The organism is Streptomyces sp. NPDC086519 (assembly GCF_040686075.1).
Lineage (GTDB): Bacteria > Actinomycetota > Actinomycetes > Streptomycetales > Streptomycetaceae > Streptomyces > Streptomyces shenzhenensis.
Genome location: NZ_JBFBJL010000118.1, coordinates 1 through 16,594 on the forward strand (window position 1 = coordinate 1; position 16,594 = coordinate 16,594).

A 16,594-nucleotide genomic window follows, 5' to 3' on the forward strand; every position below is an offset into this window, starting at 1 on the left:
GGGGGCCGGGGCGGGGGGGGGGGGGGGCCGGGGCGGGGGGGGGGGGGGGGGGGGCGCGCCCGCGCGGCGGAGCCGCACATCGATACAGCCCCGCGCCCCTGAAGGGGCGCGGGGAACTGCGCGACCAGCCACGTACGAGCCGCGCGCGCCCACGGCGAATCCGCCCCACCCCCGTAGGCGCAGCCTCCCTCACCCCCCGGAATAAAGATCGAAGCCCCCCGGTTTTGGGGGATGCGGTCAGTCCTGGCAGACTGATACGTCGGCCCCGGTTCACGCCCCGCAAGCCCGCGAAGGCGACCCGGTGCCCTCCCGATACCTAGGAGACACCTTGAAGCGCGAGATCCACCCCGAGTACGTCGAGACGCAGGTCAGCTGCACCTGTGGCGCGTCGTTCACCACCCGTAGCACGATCACCAGCGGCACCATCCGCGCCGAGGTCTGCTCCGAGTGCCACCCGTTCTACACGGGCAAGCAGAAGATCCTCGACACCGGTGGCCGTGTGGCCCGCTTCGAGGCCCGCTTCGGCAAGGCTGCCGCCGGCTCCAAGAAGTAGCGAGCCCCATTTCGCCGGTCCACGGTCACGCCCCTGCGAGGGGTGTGCCCGGGACCGGCGTTTTTGGTCGCCCGCCTTCCCTTCCGTACGCCGCAGCAGTATCAGGAGCCAAAAATGTTCGAGGCCGTCGAGGAACTCGTCGTCGAGCACGCAGACCTGGAGAAGAAGCTCGCCGACCCGTCGGTCCACGCCGACCAGGCCAACGCGCGCAAGCTGAACAAGCGCTACGCCGAACTCACCCCGATCGTCGCCACGTACCGCTCCTGGAAGCAGACCGGCGACGACATGGAGACCGCGCGTGAACTGGCCGCCGACGACCCCGACTTCGCCGCCGAGGTCAAGGTGCTGGACAAGCAGCGCGAGGAGCTCACCGAGAAGCTGCGGCTGCTGCTCGTGCCCCGGGACCCGTCCGACGACAAGGACGTCATCCTGGAGATCAAGGCGGGGGCCGGCGGCGACGAGTCGGCGCTGTTCGCGGGTGACCTGCTGCGCATGTACCTGCGGTACGCCGAGCGCGTCGGCTGGAAGACCGAGATCATCGACGCCACCGAGTCCGAACTCGGCGGCTACAAGGACGTCCAGGTCGCCGTGAAGACCAAGGGCGGGCAGGGCGCCACCGAGCCCGGGCATGGCGTCTGGGCGCGGCTGAAGTACGAGGGCGGTGTGCACCGCGTGCAGCGCGTGCCGGCGACCGAGTCCCAGGGCCGTATCCACACCTCCGCGGCCGGTGTGCTCGTCACGCCGGAGGCGGAGGAGGTCGACGTCGAGATCAACCCGAACGACCTCCGGATCGACGTCTACCGGTCCTCCGGTCCCGGCGGGCAGTCCGTCAACACCACCGACTCCGCCGTGCGCATCACGCACCTTCCGACCGGAGTCGTCGCCTCCTGCCAGAACGAGAAGAGCCAACTGCAGAACAAGGAGCAGGCTCTGCGTATCCTGCGCTCCAGGCTGCTCGCCGCGGCGCAGGAGGAGGCGGAGAAGGAGGCCGCCGACGCCCGCCGCAGCCAGGTCCGCACCGTCGACCGCTCCGAGAAGATCCGCACGTACAACTTCCCGGAGAATCGCATTTCGGACCACCGCGTGGGCTTCAAGGCGTACAACCTGGACCAGGTACTGGACGGCGACCTCGACGCGGTGATCCAGGCCTGCGTCGACGCGGACTCGGCCGCCAAGCTCGCGGCCGCGTAAGGCACGTCCGCACGTACGCACGTACGAGTTACGACACGGAGGACCAGCGTGAACCTGCTGCTCGCCGAGGTGGCCCAGGCCACCCAGCGGCTGGCCGACGCCGGCGTGCCCTCGCCGCGCACCGACGCGGAGGAACTCGCCGCGTTCGTGCACGGCGTGAAGCGGGGCGCGCTGCACTCCGTCAAGGACTCCGACTTCGACGCCCGTTACTGGGAGGTCATCGCCCGCCGGGAGCAGCGTGAGCCGCTCCAGCACATCACCGGGCGGGCGTACTTCCGGTACCTCGAACTCCAGGTGGGTCCTGGCGTGTTCGTGCCGCGCCCCGAGACCGAGTCCGTCGTCGGCTGGGCCATAGACGCCGTGCGTGCCATGGACGTGGTCGAGCCCCGCATCGTCGACCTGTGCACCGGCTCCGGCGCCATCGCGCTCGCCCTCGCCCAGGAGGTCCCGCGCTCGCGCGTACACGCCGTGGAGCTGTCCGAGGAGGCGCTCCAGTGGACCCGTAAGAACATGGCGGGCTCCCGGGTCGACCTGCGCCAGGGAGACGCCCTGGACGCCTTCCACGACCTCGACGGCCATGTCGACCTGGTCATCTCCAACCCTCCGTACATCCCGCTCACCGAATGGGAGTACGTCGCCCCCGAGGCCCGCGACTACGACCCGGAACTGGCCCTGTTCTCCGGCGAGGACGGCCTCGACCTGATCCGGGGCATCGAACGCACCGCGCACCGGCTGCTGCGCCCCGGCGGTGTCGTCGTCATCGAGCACGCCGACACCCAGGGCGGCCAGGTGCCGTGGATCTTCACCGAGGAGCGGGGCTGGGCCGACGCGGCCGACCACCCGGACCTCAACAAGCGCCCCCGCTTCGCGACCGCCCGCAAGGCGCTGCCGTGAGCACCCCGCAGGCAGTGTTTTCCGAAGTCCAGAATTACGTGTACGAGGAGGCCCGCTAGACATGGCACGGCGATACGACACCAACGACGCGACCGACCGCGTGACGGGTCTGCGCGAGGCCGCGTCCGCCGTCCGCCGGGGCGAACTGGTGGTGCTGCCGACCGACACGGTGTACGGCATCGGCGCCGACGCGTTCACCTCGGAGGCGGTCGCCGACCTCCTGGACGCCAAGGGCCGGGGCCGCAACATGCCCACCCCTGTGCTGATCGGGTCCCCGAACACGCTTCACGGTCTCGTCACCGACTTCTCCGAGCTGGCCTGGGAACTCGTCGACGCGTTCTGGCCGGGCGCCCTCACGCTGGTCGCCAAGCACCAGCCGTCCCTGCAGTGGGACCTGGGGGACACCAGGGGGACGGTGGCCGTCCGGATGCCCCTGCACCCCGTCGCCATCGAACTGCTCACCGAGGTCGGCCCGATGGCCGTCTCCTCCGCCAACCTCACCGGGCACCCGGCCCCAGAGACCTGTGACGCCGCGCAGGAGATGCTCGGCGACTCCGTCTCCGTGTACCTCGACGGCGGTCCGACCCCCGGCAACGTGCCCTCGTCGATCGTCGACGTCACCCGCGAAGTTCCGTTGCTGCTGCGCGCGGGCGCGATCTCGGCGGAGGAGCTGCGGAAGGTCGTACCCGACCTTGAGGTGGCGAATTGACAGCCCCTGACGCGGGGCGTGGCATAGGCAACGGGGAAAGCGCGGCGGAGATCACGACGACGTTCGTGGGGCTGCCTCGCGACAGCTTCCGCATCCTCCACGTCAGCACCGGCAACGTGTGCCGCTCGCCGATCACCGAACGGCTGACCCGCCATCTCGTGACGGACCGGCTCGGCGCCTTTCTGGGCGGCGGGCTGGTCGTGGAGAGCGCGGGCACCTGGGGCCATGAGGGCGCGCCCATGGAAGCCAACGCGGAGGCCGTGCTCGCCGACTTCGGCGCGGACGCCTCCGGCTTCGTGGGCCGCGAACTGCTCGACGAGCACGTGATCCGGGCCGACCTGGTGCTGACCGCCACCCGTGACCACCGCGCCCAGGTCATCTCCATGGGGCACTCGGCGGGTCTGCGCACCTTCACGCTGAAGGAGTTCACCCGGCTGGTCCGCGCGATAGACCCGGCGACGCTGCCGCCGCTCTCCGACGGCGTGGTGGTCCGCGCGCGTGCGCTTGTGCGGGCCGCGGCGGCGCTGCGCGGGTGGCTGCTGGCGCCTACGGCGGAGGCGGACGAGGTCTACGACCCGTACGGGGCCCCGCTGCCGTTCTTCCGGTCGATCGGGGACGAGATACACGAGGCGCTGGACCCGGTGGTCACGGCGCTGACAGGGGTGCCGGCGCGGATGTGACCCCCTGCTCCTGACGTCTCTCACACCGGCACCCGGCCCTGCAGGCCGTGCCCACCCGTTCCGCCCTGCGGAACGCCTGCCCACGGCGGTAGCGGTGGCGCCTGCCCGCGGTGGTGGCGGTGGCGCCTGCTCACGGTGGTGGGGGTGGCGGATGTCCGCGGTGGTGGCGGTGGCGCGTGCCCGCGGTGGTGGGGGTGGCGGATGCCCGCGGTGGTGGGGGTGGCGGATGTCCGCGGTGGTGGCGGTGGCGCCTGCTCAGGGTGGTGGGGGTGGCGCCTGCTCAGGGTGTTGGCGGTGGCGGATGTCCGCAGTGGTGGCGGTGGCGCCTGCTCACGGCGGTGGCGGTGGCGCGTGCCCGCGGTGGTGGCGGTGGCGGATGCCCGCGGCGGTGGCGATGACGCCTGCCTACGGTGGTTGGCGGTGGCGCGTGCCCACGGCGGTGGCGAAGCGCCCCGTAAGGGGCGCGGGGAACTGCGCGGGCAACCCCCACGCACCCGCGGTCGCGCGACCCTCCGCAACCACCCCTCCGGCCGCGAAACCCCCCGCACCACGCCCGTACGCACAAACCGCGCATCCACCCCATACCGGGCCTACATTGGTCATACGTCACCGTCGACCGCCCGGAGCCCCTCATGTCGGTCACCTCCGCCCTCGTCGAGGGCGATCTGCTGCGGCGGCAGGACCCGGAGCTGGCCGAGGTCCTGCTGGGGGAGCTGGCGCGGCAGTCGACGTCGTTGCAGCTGATCGCCGCCGAGAACTTCACCTCGCCGGCCGTGCTGGCGGCGCTGGGGTCGGCGCTCGCCAACAAGTACGCCGAGGGGTATCCGGGCGCCCGGTACCACGGCGGCTGCGAGTTCGCGGACGTCGCCGAGCGGCTCGCCGTCGACCGGGCCAGGGCCCTGTTCGGCGCCGCGCACGCCAATGTGCAGCCCCATTCGGGCTCGTCCGCCGTGCTGGCCGCGTATGCCGCGCTGCTGCGGCCCGGGGACACCGTGCTCGCCCTGGGGCTACCCTACGGCGGTCATCTCACGCACGGCTCGCCGGCCAACTTCTCCGGCCGCTGGTTCGACTTCGTCGGGTACGGGGTGGACGCCGAGAGCGGGCTCATCGACCACGACCAGGTGCGGGCGCTGGCCCGCAGCCACCGGCCCAAGGCGATCGTGTGCGGGTCCATCGCCTATCCACGCCACATCGACTACGCCTTCTTCCGCGAGGTCGCCGACGAGGTGGGCGCCTACCTGATCGCCGACGCCGCGCATCCCATCGGGCTGGTCGCCGGCGGCGCCGCGCCGAACCCGGTGCCGTACGCCGACGTCGTGTGCGCGACCACGCACAAGGTGCTGCGCGGCCCGCGCGGCGGCATGCTGCTGTGCGGTGCGCCCGAGCTGGCCGAGCGGCTCGACCGCGCGGTGTTCCCGTTCACCCAGGGCGGCGCGCAGATGCACACCATCGCCGCGAAGGCGGTCGCGTTCGGAGAGGCGGCCACACCGGCGTACACCGCGTACGCCCACCAGGTGGTCGCCAACGCGAGGGTTCTCGCGGCCCGGCTGGAGCAGGAGGGGCTGGTCGTCACGACCGGGGGCACCGACACGCATCTGATCACCGCCGACCCCGCGCCGCTCGGGGCCGAGGGCCGGGTCGCCCGGGGGCGGCTCGCGGCCGCCGGGATCGTGCTGGACTGCTGCGCCCTGCCGCACGGCGACTCCCGGGGCCTGCGGCTGGGCACCGCCGCCGTGACCACGCAGGGCATGGGGGAGGCGGAGATGACCCGGATCGCGGCGTTGCTGGCGGGCGTGGTGCGCGGTGTCACAGACGTGGGGAGGGCGCGTGACGAGGTGCGGGAGCTCACCGGTAGATTTCCGCCGTATCCCCGCTGAGACGGGGTAGGCGCAGCGTCGTGCTCGCGTTGTACGCCCGGCTCACAGCCGCACGTGCAACCATCGTCGCTACCCGGAAGTCCCCATACATATGCGTCCCTCGCTAGGGTGTGGGGCTGTGATGGCCAGCGAGACATGTGGGGAAGCCTGTGCGTGAATACCTGCTGACGCTCTGCATCACGGCCGCGGTGACGTACCTGCTGACAGGGCCGGTGCGGAAGTTCGCGATCGTGGCGGGGGCCATGCCGGAGATCCGGGCGCGTGACGTGCACCGGGAGCCCACTCCGCGGCTCGGCGGGATCGCGATGTTCTTCGGCCTGTGCGCGGGGCTGCTGGTCGCCGACCACATGTCCAACCTCAACGAGGTCTTCGCCAAGTCGAACGAGCCGCGGGCGCTGCTCTCCGGCGCGGCGCTGATCTGGCTGATCGGTGTGCTCGACGACAAGTTCGAGATCGACGCGCTGATCAAGCTGGGCGGTCAGATGATCGCCGCGGGCGTCATGGTCATGCAGGGCCTGACGATCCTGTGGCTGCCCGTCCCGGGCGTCGGCAACGTGGCCCTGACCCCGTGGCAGGGCACGCTGCTGACGGTCGCTCTCGTCGTCATCACGATCAACGCGGTGAACTTCGTCGACGGCCTGGACGGTCTGGCCTCCGGCATGGTGTGCATCGCGGCCGCGGCGTTCTTCCTGTACGCCTACCGCATCTGGTACTCGTACGGCATCGAGGCCGCCGCCCCGGCGACGCTGTTCGCGGCGATCCTGATGGGCATGTGCCTGGGCTTCCTGCCGCACAACATCCATCCGGCGCGGATCTTCATGGGTGACTCGGGCTCGATGCTGATCGGGCTGGTGCTGGCCGCGGGCGCGATCTCGATCACCGGTCAGGTCGACCCGGACGTGATGAACCTGTTCGCCGGGTCCGAGCGCAACGCCGTGCACCAGACGGTGCCGGTCTACATCCCGCTGCTCCTGCCGCTGACCATCATCGCGGTGCCGGCCGCCGACCTGGTCCTGGCGATCGTGCGGCGCACCTGGCGCGGCCAGTCGCCGTTCGCGGCGGACCGCGGGCACCTGCACCACCGGCTCCTGGAGATCGGCCACTCGCACAGCCGGGCCGTGCTGATCATGTACTTCTGGTCGGCGCTGATCGGCTTCGGCACGCTGGCCTACTCGGTGAACTCGGCCTCCATGTGGATCGTGCTCGGCGTGGCGATCCTCAGCGCGGTCGGCCTGGGGCTGCTCCTGCTGCCGAGGTTCACGCCGCGCGCCCCGATGTGGGCGCAGGCCTTCGTGCCGCCGCGCTACCGGCGCCGGGGGCACACCGCGGCGGCCGCCGAACCGGCGGCGGCGGCTTTGCAGACGGAGGCCTCCGTCGAGCCGCAGGAGCCGGAGGAGCCGGAGAAGCCGTGCGACGAGCACCGCTCCCCGGTGGCCGCCGGAGCGGCCCCGGTGAACGGCGTCACCACGGCCTCGGTCAACGGCGCGACCGCCCTCGGCGCCCGTTCCCGCCTCCTGGACCGGCGCACTTCCAAGACCTCCCGCTGACCTCGCCAAGGTAAGAATCTGACTAGAGCATTGCCAAGTCGTGGGGGAGCAAAGACCCTCAATACCAGACACAACGGTCCGGTTATCGCTCAGGCGGGCAGAGTCACTCTCATGTGTGACAGCAAGCACACCTACCAGGTAAAGACCTCATCAAATAGTTTGTGATACGGTTCACGAGAACCCCGGACAGAGTCGAAGGACCCGACTGCGACGGTCCGTCAGCGTGAGGTCTTCGACCCTCCGACCGGGACTACGCTCGTCCATGACGACACCTGCCCCCCTGTGAAAGCGGAGTTGCCGCCATGCCGTCCAATGACGCCCGGAACCTGGCCCAGGCCGCCGTACCCACGGCCGCCGTCGGCGTGCTCGCCGCCGTCGTCGGCGGGGTGGTCGCGGGCGGCAAGGGGGCGATCGGGGCGGTCGTCGGGACGGTGATCGTGATCCTCTTCATGGGGATCGGTCTCTACGTCCTGCAGCGCACCGCCAAGTCGTTTCCCCAGCTGTTCCAGATGATGGGCCTGATGCTCTACGCGGCGCAGTTGCTGCTGCTGATCGTCTTCATGGCCGTCTTCAAGAACACGACGCTGTTCAACCCCCGGGCCTTCGCCATCACGCTCGTGGTCGCCACGCTCACGTGGATCGCCGCGCAGACCCGTGCCCACATGAAGGCCAAGATCCTCTACGTCGAACCCGACAGGGCCGAGAAGACCGGGCATGCGTCGTGAGAGGTAGGGCCGGGATAAAGGCGCACGAGAGATGCTGCTATCGTCCGGTGCCAACTGCGGCATCGCGGGCGCGGGCATCTGAGCTGACGCCTGCTCAATCGCGAGGCGAGATGCCCCCCAGCCGCCCCCACATCCGTAACACCAGTCCCGTGCCGAACCGCGGCCCTGCGCCGCGCCGACACAACGAGGTTGCCGTACCCATGCGCCACGATGAAGGAGCCCGCGGTGAGTGCTGACCCGACGCAGACGCTCGCTTTCGACACGAGCTGTCACCTGTTCGACGGGTGTGGCTTCCCGGCTCCGGGCCTCCACTCGTTCCTGTTCAAGCCGCTCTTCGGCGACGCGGACAGCAACCTGTACTTCAACAAGACGATGCTGCTGGCGCTGCTCGGGTCGATCGTCATCGTGGGCTTCTTCTGGGCCGCCTTCGCCAAGCCGAAGGTCGTCCCGGGCAAGCTCCAGATGATCGCCGAGACCGGCTACGACTTCGTCCGGCGCGGCGTCGTCTACGAGACCATCGGCAAGAAGGAAGGCGAGAAGTACGTTCCGTTCGTCGTCTCGCTGTTCTTCTTCATCTGGATGATGAACCTCTGGTCGATCATCCCGGTCGCCCAGTTCCCGGTCACCGCGATCATCTCGTACCCCGCGGCCCTGGCCGCCATCGTCTACATCACGTGGGTCGCGCTCACCTTCAAGCGCCAGGGTTTCGTCGGCTTCTTCAAGAACGTCACCGGCTACGACAAGACGCTCGGCGCGGTGCTGCCGCTGTCGATGACGATCGAGTTCTTCTCGAACCTCATCGTCCGGCCGTTCACCCACGCCGTGCGACTCTTCGCGAACATGTTCGCCGGTCACACCCTGCTGCTGCTCTTCACGATCGCCAGCTGGTACATGCTGAACGGCATCGGCATCGCCTACTCCGGTGTCTCGTTCGTCATGGTCCTCGTGATGACCGCCTTCGAGCTCTTCATCCAGGCTGTCCAGGCCTACGTCTTCGTACTGCTGACCTGCAGCTACATCCAGGGCGCGCTCGCCGAGCACCACTGAGCGCCAACCTGACCACTCACCCAGTCATCCGGTGGCCAACCCCCACCGGTCATTGAAAGAGAAGGAAGAACCGGCATGTCCGCTCTTGCGCAGGCCACCCTCGCCGCCACCCAGATCAAGGGCAACCTCGGCTCGATCGGTTACGGCCTCGCCGCGATCGGCCCGGGCGTCGGCATCGGCATCATCTTCGGCAACGGCACGCAGGCGCTCGCCCGTCAGCCCGAGGCTGCCGGCCTCATCCGCGCCAACCAGATCCTCGGCTTCGCCTTCTGTGAGGCGCTCGCCCTGATCGGTCTGGTCATGCCGTTCGTCTACCCGACCTCCTGACCCGACCGTCGCGCACCAATAGACGAAAGGCACTGATATGAGCCCCCTGGTTCAGCTCGCGGCTGAGGAGGCCGAAAACCCCCTCATCCCGCCGATCCCAGAGCTCGTCATCGGCCTCATCGCCTTCGTCATCGTCTTCGGCTTCCTCGCCAAGAAGCTCCTTCCGAACATCAACAAGGTTCTGGAGCAGCGCCGCGAGGCGATCGAGGGCGGTATCGAGAAGGCCGAGGCCGCGCAGACCGAGGCTCAGAGCGTCCTTGAGCAGTACAAGGCGCAGCTGGCCGAGGCCCGGCACGAGGCCGCGCGCCTGCGCCAGGAGGCTCAGGAGCAGGGCGCCGCGCTCATCGCCGAGATGCGCGCCGAGGGCCAGCGGCAGCGTGAGGAGATCGTCGCCGCCGGTCACGCGCAGATCGAGGCCGACCGCAAGTCCGCCGCGCAGGCGCTGCGTCAGGACGTCGGCCAGCTGGCCACCGACCTGGCCGGCAAGCTCGTGGGTGAGTCCCTGGAGGACCACGCCCGTCAGAGCCGCGTGATCGACCGCTTCCTCGACGAGCTTGAGGAGAAGGCAGAGGCGGCTCGATGACAGCGCACGGAGCGAGCCGCGGGGCACTGGCAGCCGCACGTGAGCGCCTCGACGCGCTGACGGACTCCACGTCCGTGGACGCGACGCGGCTCGCCGACGAGCTGACGGCCGTCACCGCGCTGCTCGACCGCGAGGGAGGCCTGCGCCGGGTCCTCACCGACCCGGCGCAGTCCGGCGAGGCCAAGGCCGAGCTGGTCCGGCGCCTGATCGGCGGCCAGGTCTCCGGGACCACCGCCGACGTGGTGTCCGGCCTGGTCCGCTCCCGCTGGTCGCAGTCCCGCGATCTGGTGGACGCGCTGGAGGAGCTGGCGAACACCGCCGACCTGACGGCCGCGGAGAGGTCCGGCACCCTGGACGACGCCGAGGACGAGCTGTTCCGGTTCGGCCGGATCATCTCCTCGAACACCGAGCTGCGCGCCGCGCTCACCGACCGCAAGGCAGGCACCGCGGCCAAGACCGAGCTGCTGCACCGGCTGCTCGGCGGCCGTGCCAGGCCGGTCACCGAGCGTCTGGTCACGCGCCTTGTGACCGCGCCGCGGGGACGTAGCCTGGAAGCGGGGCTGGAAGCCCTGTCCAAGCTGGCCGCGGAGCGCCGCAACCGCGTCGTCGCCGTCGTCACCTCGGCGGTCCCGCTCAGCGAACCGCAGAAGCAGCGCCTGGGCGCCGCCCTCGCGAAGCTCTACGGCCGCACGATGCACCTCAACCTCGACGTCGACCCCGAGGTCGTCGGCGGGATCCGGGTGCAGGTCGGTGACGAGGTCATCAACGGTTCCATCGCGGACCGGCTGGAGGACGCGGCCCGCCGCATGGCGAGCTAGCACCCCGGTACACGAGAAGAGCAGTACGTACTCACGACGGCCCTGGTTGGGCCGTACAAGAAGAATCCTGGGGGTCGCCCCCAGACCCCCCAAGTGAAACTTCGGGCCCAACAAGGAGAGCAGGGAACCCAGATGGCGGAGCTCACGATCCGGCCGGAGGAGATCCGGGACGCGCTGGAGAACTTCGTCCAGTCGTACAAGCCGGACGCGGCCTCGCGCGAGGAGGTCGGTACGGTCACCCTTGCCGGCGACGGCATCGCGAAGGTCGAGGGCCTGCCCTCGGCCATGGCCAACGAACTGCTGAAGTTCGAGGACGGCACCCTCGGCCTCGCGCTCAACCTGGAAGAGCGCGAGATCGGCGCCATCGTCCTCGGTGAGTTCAGCGGCATCGAGGAGGGTCAGCCGGTGCAGCGCACCGGTGAGGTCCTCTCCGTCGCGGTCGGCGAGGGCTACCTCGGCCGCGTCGTCGACCCGCTCGGCAACCCGATCGACGGCCTCGGCGAGATCGAGACGTCCGGCCGCCGCGCCCTGGAGCTGCAGGCTCCCGGCGTCATGCAGCGCAAGTCGGTGCACGAGCCGATGGAGACCGGCTACAAGGCCGTCGACGCGATGACCCCGGTCGGCCGCGGCCAGCGCCAGCTGATCATCGGTGACCGCCAGACCGGCAAGACCGCCCTGGCCGTCGACACGATCATCAACCAGCGCGACAACTGGCGCTCGGGCGACCCGAAGAAGCAGGTCCGCTGCGTCTACGTCGCCATCGGCCAGAAGGGCTCGACCATCGCCTCCGTGCGTAGCGCCCTCGAAGAGGCCGGCGCGCTGGAGTACACGACCATCGTCGCCGCCCCGGCGTCCGACCCGGCCGGCTTCAAGTACCTGGCGCCGTACACCGGCTCGGCCATCGGCCAGCACTGGATGTACGACGGCAAGCACGTCCTCATCATCTTCGACGACCTCTCGAAGCAGGCCGACGCCTACCGCGCCGTCTCCCTGCTGCTGCGCCGCCCGCCGGGCCGTGAGGCCTACCCGGGTGACGTCTTCTACCTGCACTCCCGTCTGCTGGAGCGCTGCGCGAAGCTCTCCGACGACATGGGTGCCGGTTCGATGACCGGTCTGCCGATCGTCGAGACCAAGGCCAACGACGTCTCGGCGTTCATCCCGACCAACGTCATCTCCATCACCGACGGCCAGTGCTTCCTGGAGTCGGACCTGTTCAACGCCGGTCAGCGCCCCGCGCTGAACGTCGGTATCTCCGTCTCCCGAGTCGGTGGTTCCGCGCAGCACAAGGCGATGAAGCAGGTCTCCGGCCGCCTCCGTCTGGACCTCGCCCAGTACCGCGAGCTGGAGGCGTTCGCCGCCTTCGGTTCCGACCTGGACGCCGCGTCGAAGTCCCAGCTGGAGCGTGGTCAGCGCCTGGTCGAGCTGCTCAAGCAGGCTCAGTACCAGCCGATGTCCACCGAGGACCAGGTCGTCTCCGTGTGGGCCGGTACCACCGGCAAGATGGACGACGTCCCGGTCACCGACATCCGCCGCTTCGAGAAGGAGCTGCTTGAGTACCTGCACCGCAAGGAGCAGGGCCTCATGACCTCCATCAAGGAGGGCGGCAAGATGTCGGACGACACCCTCACCGCTGTTGCCGACGCCATCGCCGAGTTCAAGAAGCAGTTCGAGACCTCGGACGGCAAGCTTCTCGGCGAGGACGCCCCGGCCGCGGCCAAGTGACGTAAGGAAGGGACCTGACTCATGGGAGCCCAGCTCCGGGTCTACAAGCGTCGCATCCGATCCGTCACCGCGACCAAGAAGATCACCAAGGCGATGGAGATGATCGCCGCCTCGCGTGTCGTCAAGGCGCACCGCAAGGTGCGGGCCTCCGCGCCGTACGCGACCGAGCTCACCCGCGCGGTCACGGCGGTCGGTACCGGGTCGAACACCAAGCACCCCCTGACCACCGAGGCGGAGACGCCGACCCGTTCCGCGGTGCTGCTCCTGACGAGCGACCGCGGTCTGGCCGGTGCCTTCAACTCCAACGCCATCAAGGCCGCCGAGCAGCTGACGGCGCGCCTTGAGGCGGAGGGCAAGGAGGTCGACACGTACATCGTCGGCCGCCGCGGTCTGGCCCACTACAACTTCCGCGAGCGCAAGGTCGCGGAGTCGTGGTCGGGCTTCACCGATGAGCCCTCGTACGCGGACGCCAAGAAGGTCGCGGCGCCGCTGATCGAGGCCATCGAGACGGAGACGGCGGACGGCGGGGTGGACGAACTCCACATCGTCTACACCGAGTTCGTGTCGATGATGACGCAGACGGCGCTCGACGCCCGGCTGCTGCCGCTCAGCCTCGACGAGGTCGCGGAGGAGGGCGCCGCCAAGGGCGACGAGATCCTTCCGCTGTACGACTTCGAGCCCTCGGCGGAGGACGTCCTCGACGCCCTGCTGCCGCGCTACGTGGAGAGCCGCATCTACAACGCGCTGCTCCAGTCGGCGGCTTCGAAGCACGCTGCCACGCGGCGTGCGATGAAGTCGGCCACCGACAACGCGGGCGAGCTGATCAACACGCTCTCCCGGCTTGCCAACGCGGCCCGCCAGGCCGAAATCACCCAGGAAATCAGCGAGATCGTCGGTGGCGCCAGCGCCCTGGCCGACGCGACCGCGGGGAGTGACCGCTAATGACCACCACTGTTGAGACCGCGACGGCCACGGGCCGCGTCGCCCGGGTCATCGGCCCGGTCGTCGACGTGGAGTTCCCCGTCGACGCGATGCCGGAGATCTACAACGCGTTGCACGTCGAGGTGGCCGACCCGGCCAACGCCGGCGAGAAGAAGACGCTGACCCTGGAGGTCGCCCAGCACCTGGGTGACGGCCTGGTCCGCACCATCTCCATGCAGCCCACCGACGGTCTGGTCCGCCAGGCCCCGGTCACCGACACCGGCGACGGCATCACCGTCCCGGTCGGCGACTTCACCAAGGGCAAGGTGTTCAACACCCTCGGTGAGGTGCTGAACGTCGACGAGCAGTACACGGGCGAGCGCTGGTCCATCCACCGCAAGGCCCCGAACTTCGACGAGCTCGAGTCGAAGACCGAGATGTTCGAGACCGGCGTCAAGGTCATCGACCTTCTCACCCCGTACGTCAAGGGTGGAAAGATCGGTCTGTTCGGCGGTGCCGGTGTCGGCAAGACGGTGCTCATCCAGGAGATGATCTACCGCGTCGCCAACAACCACGACGGTGTCTCCGTGTTCGCCGGTGTCGGCGAGCGCACCCGTGAGGGCAACGACCTCATCGAGGAGATGACCGAGTCGGGCGTCATCGACAAGACCGCCCTGGTCTTCGGCCAGATGGACGAGCCCCCGGGCACCCGTCTGCGCGTCGCGCTGGCCGGCCTCACCATGGCCGAGTACTTCCGTGACGTCCAGAAGCAGGACGTGCTGTTCTTCATCGACAACATCTTCCGCTTCACGCAGGCCGGTTCCGAGGTCTCCACGCTGCTCGGCCGGATGCCCTCCGCGGTGGGCTACCAGCCGAACCTGGCCGACGAGATGGGTCTCCTCCAGGAGCGCATCACCTCGACCCGCGGTCACTCGATCACCTCGATGCAGGCGATCTACGTCCCCGCGGACGACCTGACCGACCCGGCCCCGGCCACCACCTTCGCCCACCTCGACGCGACGACGGTGCTCTCCCGTCCGATCTCGGAGAAGGGCATCTACCCGGCCGTGGACCCGCTGGACTCCACGTCCCGGATCCTGGACCCGCGCTACATCGCGGCGGACCACTACAACACCGCCATGCGCGTGAAGACGGTCCTCCAGAAGTACAAGGACCTCCAGGACATCATCGCGATCCTCGGTATCGACGAGCTGGGCGAGGAGGACAAGCTCACCGTCCACCGGGCCCGTCGCGTGGAGCGCTTCCTGTCCCAGAACACCCACGTCGCCAAGCAGTTCACCGGCGTCGACGGGTCGGACGTCCCGCTGGACGAGTCGATCGCCGCGTTCAACGCGATCATCGACGGCGAGTACGACCACTTCCCGGAGCAGGCGTTCTTCCTGTGCGGTGGCATCGAGGACCTGAAGGCCAACGCCAAGGAGCTGGGCGTCTCCTGAACCCCGTGAGTTCTTCCGGACTCATCGAGTTCTTCGTGTGAGGGGGCGGGCGCGTCCCGCCCCCTCACGCACGCCTACTAGAATTGACCCCAACACCCGGCACCCCTGCCGGGTGGTGACCCGAGGAGCCACCCTTGGCTGCTGAGCTGCACGTCGAGCTCGTCGCCGCGGACCGCCAGGTCTGGTCCGGCGAGGCCACCCTGGTCGTCGCGCGCACCACGTCCGGCGACATCGGCGTCATGCCCGGTCACCAGCCGCTGCTCGGTGTGCTGGAGTCGGGCCCGGTGACCATCCGTACGAGTGATGGTGGAACGGTCGTCGCCGCGGTGCACGGCGGTTTCATCTCGTTCGCGGACAACAAGCTCTCGCTGCTCGCGGAGACCGCCGAGCTGTCGGACGAGATCGACGTCCAGCGCGAGGAACGGGAGCTGGAGCGTGCGAAGGCGGCGGGCGACGCCACCGCCGAGCGACGCGCCGACGTCCGTCTGCGGGCGGCGACCGCGCGCTGACACACTGCGCGTATGCGTTGACGTAACTCAGCCGCGGCTGGGGCCGGAGCCAATCCGGTCCCAGCCGCGGCTGAGGTAGATCTGGGTCTTTTTACGTTCCATTACCTAGGAGACGGGGAGGTCGGTGCCGATGGTCCTCGCTCTGACTGTGGCCGGAATCGTGGTCGCGCTGGTGGTGGTGGGACTCTTCCTGTTCGGCTTGCGCCGCAGACTGATCCAGCGCTCCGGCGGCACCTTCGACTGTTCCCTGCGCTGGGAGGTCCCCGAGAAACCGGACACCAGTGGCAAGGGCTGGAGCTACGGCGTCGCCCGCTACAACGGCGACAGTGTCGAGTGGTACCGCGTCTTCTCCTACGCCTACCGCCCCCGCCGGGTCCTGGAACGCGACCGGATCGAGGTGGCCGGCCGCCGTCTGCCCGAGGGCGAGGAGGAGCTCGCCCTGCTCTCCGACGCCGTCATCCTCGCCTGCGCCCACCGCGGCACCCGTCTCGAACTCGCCATGAGCGACGACGCCTTGACCGGTTTCCTCGCGTGGCTGGAGGCGGCGCCGCCCGGACAACGGGTCAATGTCGCCTGATTCCCTGCTCGTTGGGTGGGGGGTGCCCCCGGACGAAGTCTGGGGGAGGGTCAGTGTGCCTGGCATATCGGGTTGGGGACCTCGGCCTGACTGACCACCACGACGGGAGGGGCCGCGGAGTCGCCCAGCGTCACCGTCACGTCGACGGGCAGTGCGGCCAGCAGGGCCGCGAGCGTCGCCCCGGTGAACACTCCGAGGGAGGACGCCCGCGAGGAGCCCGGACGTTCGGCTCCCGTGGACCGGGCAGGCGGGTGCGGCGTGTAAGACCTGTGGCGCTTCATTTCTTCCCCCGAAGGACGTGCTCGGTGTTCGGCTGAGACGACGATTCTTCCCAGTCGGCGGGCGTCTCTCAGCGGCCGACCGGACCGCGGCGGGGGCCGAACGTCCCGACGCCGCGCACGCGGGGGGCGTGCGGGGCCTGGAACGCGCTGTCGCGGGCCGCCCGGCGGCCCGCCCC

General features: G+C 69.6%; 18 protein-coding genes. 17 read left to right on the top strand and 1 reads right to left on the bottom strand.

The annotated features are described in order from the left end of the window. Positions 1–328 precede the first annotated feature (328 nt). The 17 genes from rpmE to AB0P24_RS46455 all read left to right on the top strand — a co-directional run bounded on the left by rpmE (position 329) and on the right by AB0P24_RS46455 (position 16,137). A complete protein-coding gene (rpmE, locus tag AB0P24_RS46375) occupies positions 329–553 on the top strand; it encodes a 50S ribosomal protein L31 (protein ID WP_030049623.1) in 225 nt (74 codons plus the stop codon). Between the two features lie 114 nt (positions 554–667). After that, positions 668–1,744 (top strand): peptide chain release factor 1, encoded by a 1,077-nt coding sequence (gene prfA / locus AB0P24_RS46380; protein ID WP_365805271.1) that lies wholly within the window; start codon positions 668–670, stop codon positions 1,742–1,744. 48 nt (positions 1,745–1,792) lie between these two features. Then, a complete protein-coding gene (gene prmC / locus AB0P24_RS46385) occupies positions 1,793–2,638 on the top strand; it encodes a peptide chain release factor N(5)-glutamine methyltransferase (protein WP_365805273.1) in 846 nt (281 codons plus the stop codon). A 61-nt stretch (positions 2,639–2,699) separates the two neighbouring features. Continuing rightward, complete coding sequence (locus tag AB0P24_RS46390) at positions 2,700–3,347, top strand: L-threonylcarbamoyladenylate synthase (protein WP_351957786.1); 648 nt, start codon at positions 2,700–2,702, stop codon at positions 3,345–3,347. Then, positions 3,344–4,027 carry a protein-tyrosine-phosphatase gene (locus AB0P24_RS46395; RefSeq protein WP_365805275.1) on the top strand — a complete coding sequence of 228 codons (684 nt, stop codon included), beginning with the start codon at positions 3,344–3,346 and terminating at the stop codon, positions 4,025–4,027. The genes AB0P24_RS46390 and AB0P24_RS46395 overlap by 4 nt, the downstream gene beginning before the upstream one ends. Positions 4,028–4,659: 632 nt before the next feature. Next, complete coding sequence (glyA, locus tag AB0P24_RS46400; RefSeq protein WP_365805277.1) at positions 4,660–5,904, top strand: serine hydroxymethyltransferase; 1,245 nt, start codon at positions 4,660–4,662, stop codon at positions 5,902–5,904. Between the two features lie 149 nt (positions 5,905–6,053). Continuing rightward, positions 6,054–7,451, top strand: coding sequence for an MraY family glycosyltransferase (locus AB0P24_RS46405; protein WP_365805279.1), 1,398 nt, complete (start codon positions 6,054–6,056; stop codon positions 7,449–7,451). 302 nt (positions 7,452–7,753) lie between these two features. Next, positions 7,754–8,176, top strand: coding sequence for a hypothetical protein (locus AB0P24_RS46410; RefSeq protein ID WP_365805281.1), 423 nt, complete (start codon positions 7,754–7,756; stop codon positions 8,174–8,176). Positions 8,177–8,386: 210 nt separating this feature from the next. After that, entirely contained in the window at positions 8,387–9,223 is an 837-nt protein-coding gene (gene atpB / locus AB0P24_RS46415) for a F0F1 ATP synthase subunit A (protein ID WP_181805890.1), read from the top strand. A gap of 75 nt (positions 9,224–9,298) precedes the next feature. Further along, on the top strand, positions 9,299–9,550 hold the full coding sequence (atpE, locus tag AB0P24_RS46420; protein WP_093499060.1) for an ATP synthase F0 subunit C: 252 nt from the start codon (positions 9,299–9,301) through the stop codon (positions 9,548–9,550). Positions 9,551–9,587: 37 nt separating this feature from the next. After that, complete coding sequence (locus tag AB0P24_RS46425) at positions 9,588–10,133, top strand: F0F1 ATP synthase subunit B (RefSeq protein WP_360524971.1); 546 nt, start codon at positions 9,588–9,590, stop codon at positions 10,131–10,133. Further along, complete coding sequence (locus AB0P24_RS46430; protein ID WP_365805284.1) at positions 10,130–10,951, top strand: F0F1 ATP synthase subunit delta; 822 nt, start codon at positions 10,130–10,132, stop codon at positions 10,949–10,951. Before AB0P24_RS46425 ends, AB0P24_RS46430 begins: the two co-directional genes overlap by 4 nt. Before the next feature lie 132 nt (positions 10,952–11,083). Beyond that, a complete protein-coding gene (atpA, locus tag AB0P24_RS46435; protein ID WP_365805286.1) occupies positions 11,084–12,673 on the top strand; it encodes a F0F1 ATP synthase subunit alpha in 1,590 nt (529 codons plus the stop codon). A gap of 21 nt (positions 12,674–12,694) precedes the next feature. Next, a complete protein-coding gene (locus AB0P24_RS46440) occupies positions 12,695–13,615 on the top strand; it encodes a F0F1 ATP synthase subunit gamma (RefSeq protein ID WP_365805288.1) in 921 nt (306 codons plus the stop codon). Beyond that, positions 13,615–15,051: a F0F1 ATP synthase subunit beta gene (gene atpD, locus AB0P24_RS46445; protein ID WP_365805290.1), complete on the top strand. Its 1,437-nt coding sequence runs from the start codon at positions 13,615–13,617 to the stop codon at positions 15,049–15,051. Before AB0P24_RS46440 ends, atpD begins: the two co-directional genes overlap by 1 nt. 134 nt (positions 15,052–15,185) lie before the next feature. Further along, complete coding sequence (locus AB0P24_RS46450) at positions 15,186–15,560, top strand: F0F1 ATP synthase subunit epsilon (protein ID WP_189268499.1); 375 nt, start codon at positions 15,186–15,188, stop codon at positions 15,558–15,560. Between the two features lie 130 nt (positions 15,561–15,690). Continuing rightward, positions 15,691–16,137: a DUF2550 domain-containing protein gene (locus AB0P24_RS46455; protein ID WP_365805292.1), complete on the top strand. Its 447-nt coding sequence runs from the start codon at positions 15,691–15,693 to the stop codon at positions 16,135–16,137. Positions 16,138–16,187: 50 nt separating this feature from the next. Here the strand turns inward: AB0P24_RS46455 and AB0P24_RS46460 are convergent, their stop codons facing one another. Further along, the gene (locus tag AB0P24_RS46460) at positions 16,188–16,328 is read right to left on the bottom strand and encodes a hypothetical protein (RefSeq protein WP_365805294.1); all 141 of its coding nucleotides are present in this window, start codon (positions 16,326–16,328) and stop codon (positions 16,188–16,190) included. Positions 16,329–16,594 lie beyond the last annotated feature (266 nt).

Coding starts and splice junctions, on each gene's coding strand:
- AB0P24_RS46455 (WP_365805292.1), top strand. CDS start 15,691: ATGGTCCTCGCTCTGACTGTGGCCGGAATCGTGGTCGCGCTGGTGGTG.
- atpD (WP_365805290.1), top strand. CDS start 13,615: ATGACCACCACTGTTGAGACCGCGACGGCCACGGGCCGCGTCGCCCGG.
- AB0P24_RS46410 (WP_365805281.1), top strand. CDS start 7,754: ATGCCGTCCAATGACGCCCGGAACCTGGCCCAGGCCGCCGTACCCACG.
- AB0P24_RS46425 (WP_360524971.1), top strand. CDS start 9,588: ATGAGCCCCCTGGTTCAGCTCGCGGCTGAGGAGGCCGAAAACCCCCTC.
- atpE (WP_093499060.1), top strand. CDS start 9,299: ATGTCCGCTCTTGCGCAGGCCACCCTCGCCGCCACCCAGATCAAGGGC.
- glyA (WP_365805277.1), top strand. CDS start 4,660: ATGTCGGTCACCTCCGCCCTCGTCGAGGGCGATCTGCTGCGGCGGCAG.
- AB0P24_RS46390 (WP_351957786.1), top strand. CDS start 2,700: ATGGCACGGCGATACGACACCAACGACGCGACCGACCGCGTGACGGGT.
- atpA (WP_365805286.1), top strand. CDS start 11,084: ATGGCGGAGCTCACGATCCGGCCGGAGGAGATCCGGGACGCGCTGGAG.
- atpB (WP_181805890.1), top strand. CDS start 8,387: ATGAAGGAGCCCGCGGTGAGTGCTGACCCGACGCAGACGCTCGCTTTC.
- AB0P24_RS46430 (WP_365805284.1), top strand. CDS start 10,130: ATGACAGCGCACGGAGCGAGCCGCGGGGCACTGGCAGCCGCACGTGAG.
- prfA (WP_365805271.1), top strand. CDS start 668: ATGTTCGAGGCCGTCGAGGAACTCGTCGTCGAGCACGCAGACCTGGAG.
- AB0P24_RS46440 (WP_365805288.1), top strand. CDS start 12,695: ATGGGAGCCCAGCTCCGGGTCTACAAGCGTCGCATCCGATCCGTCACC.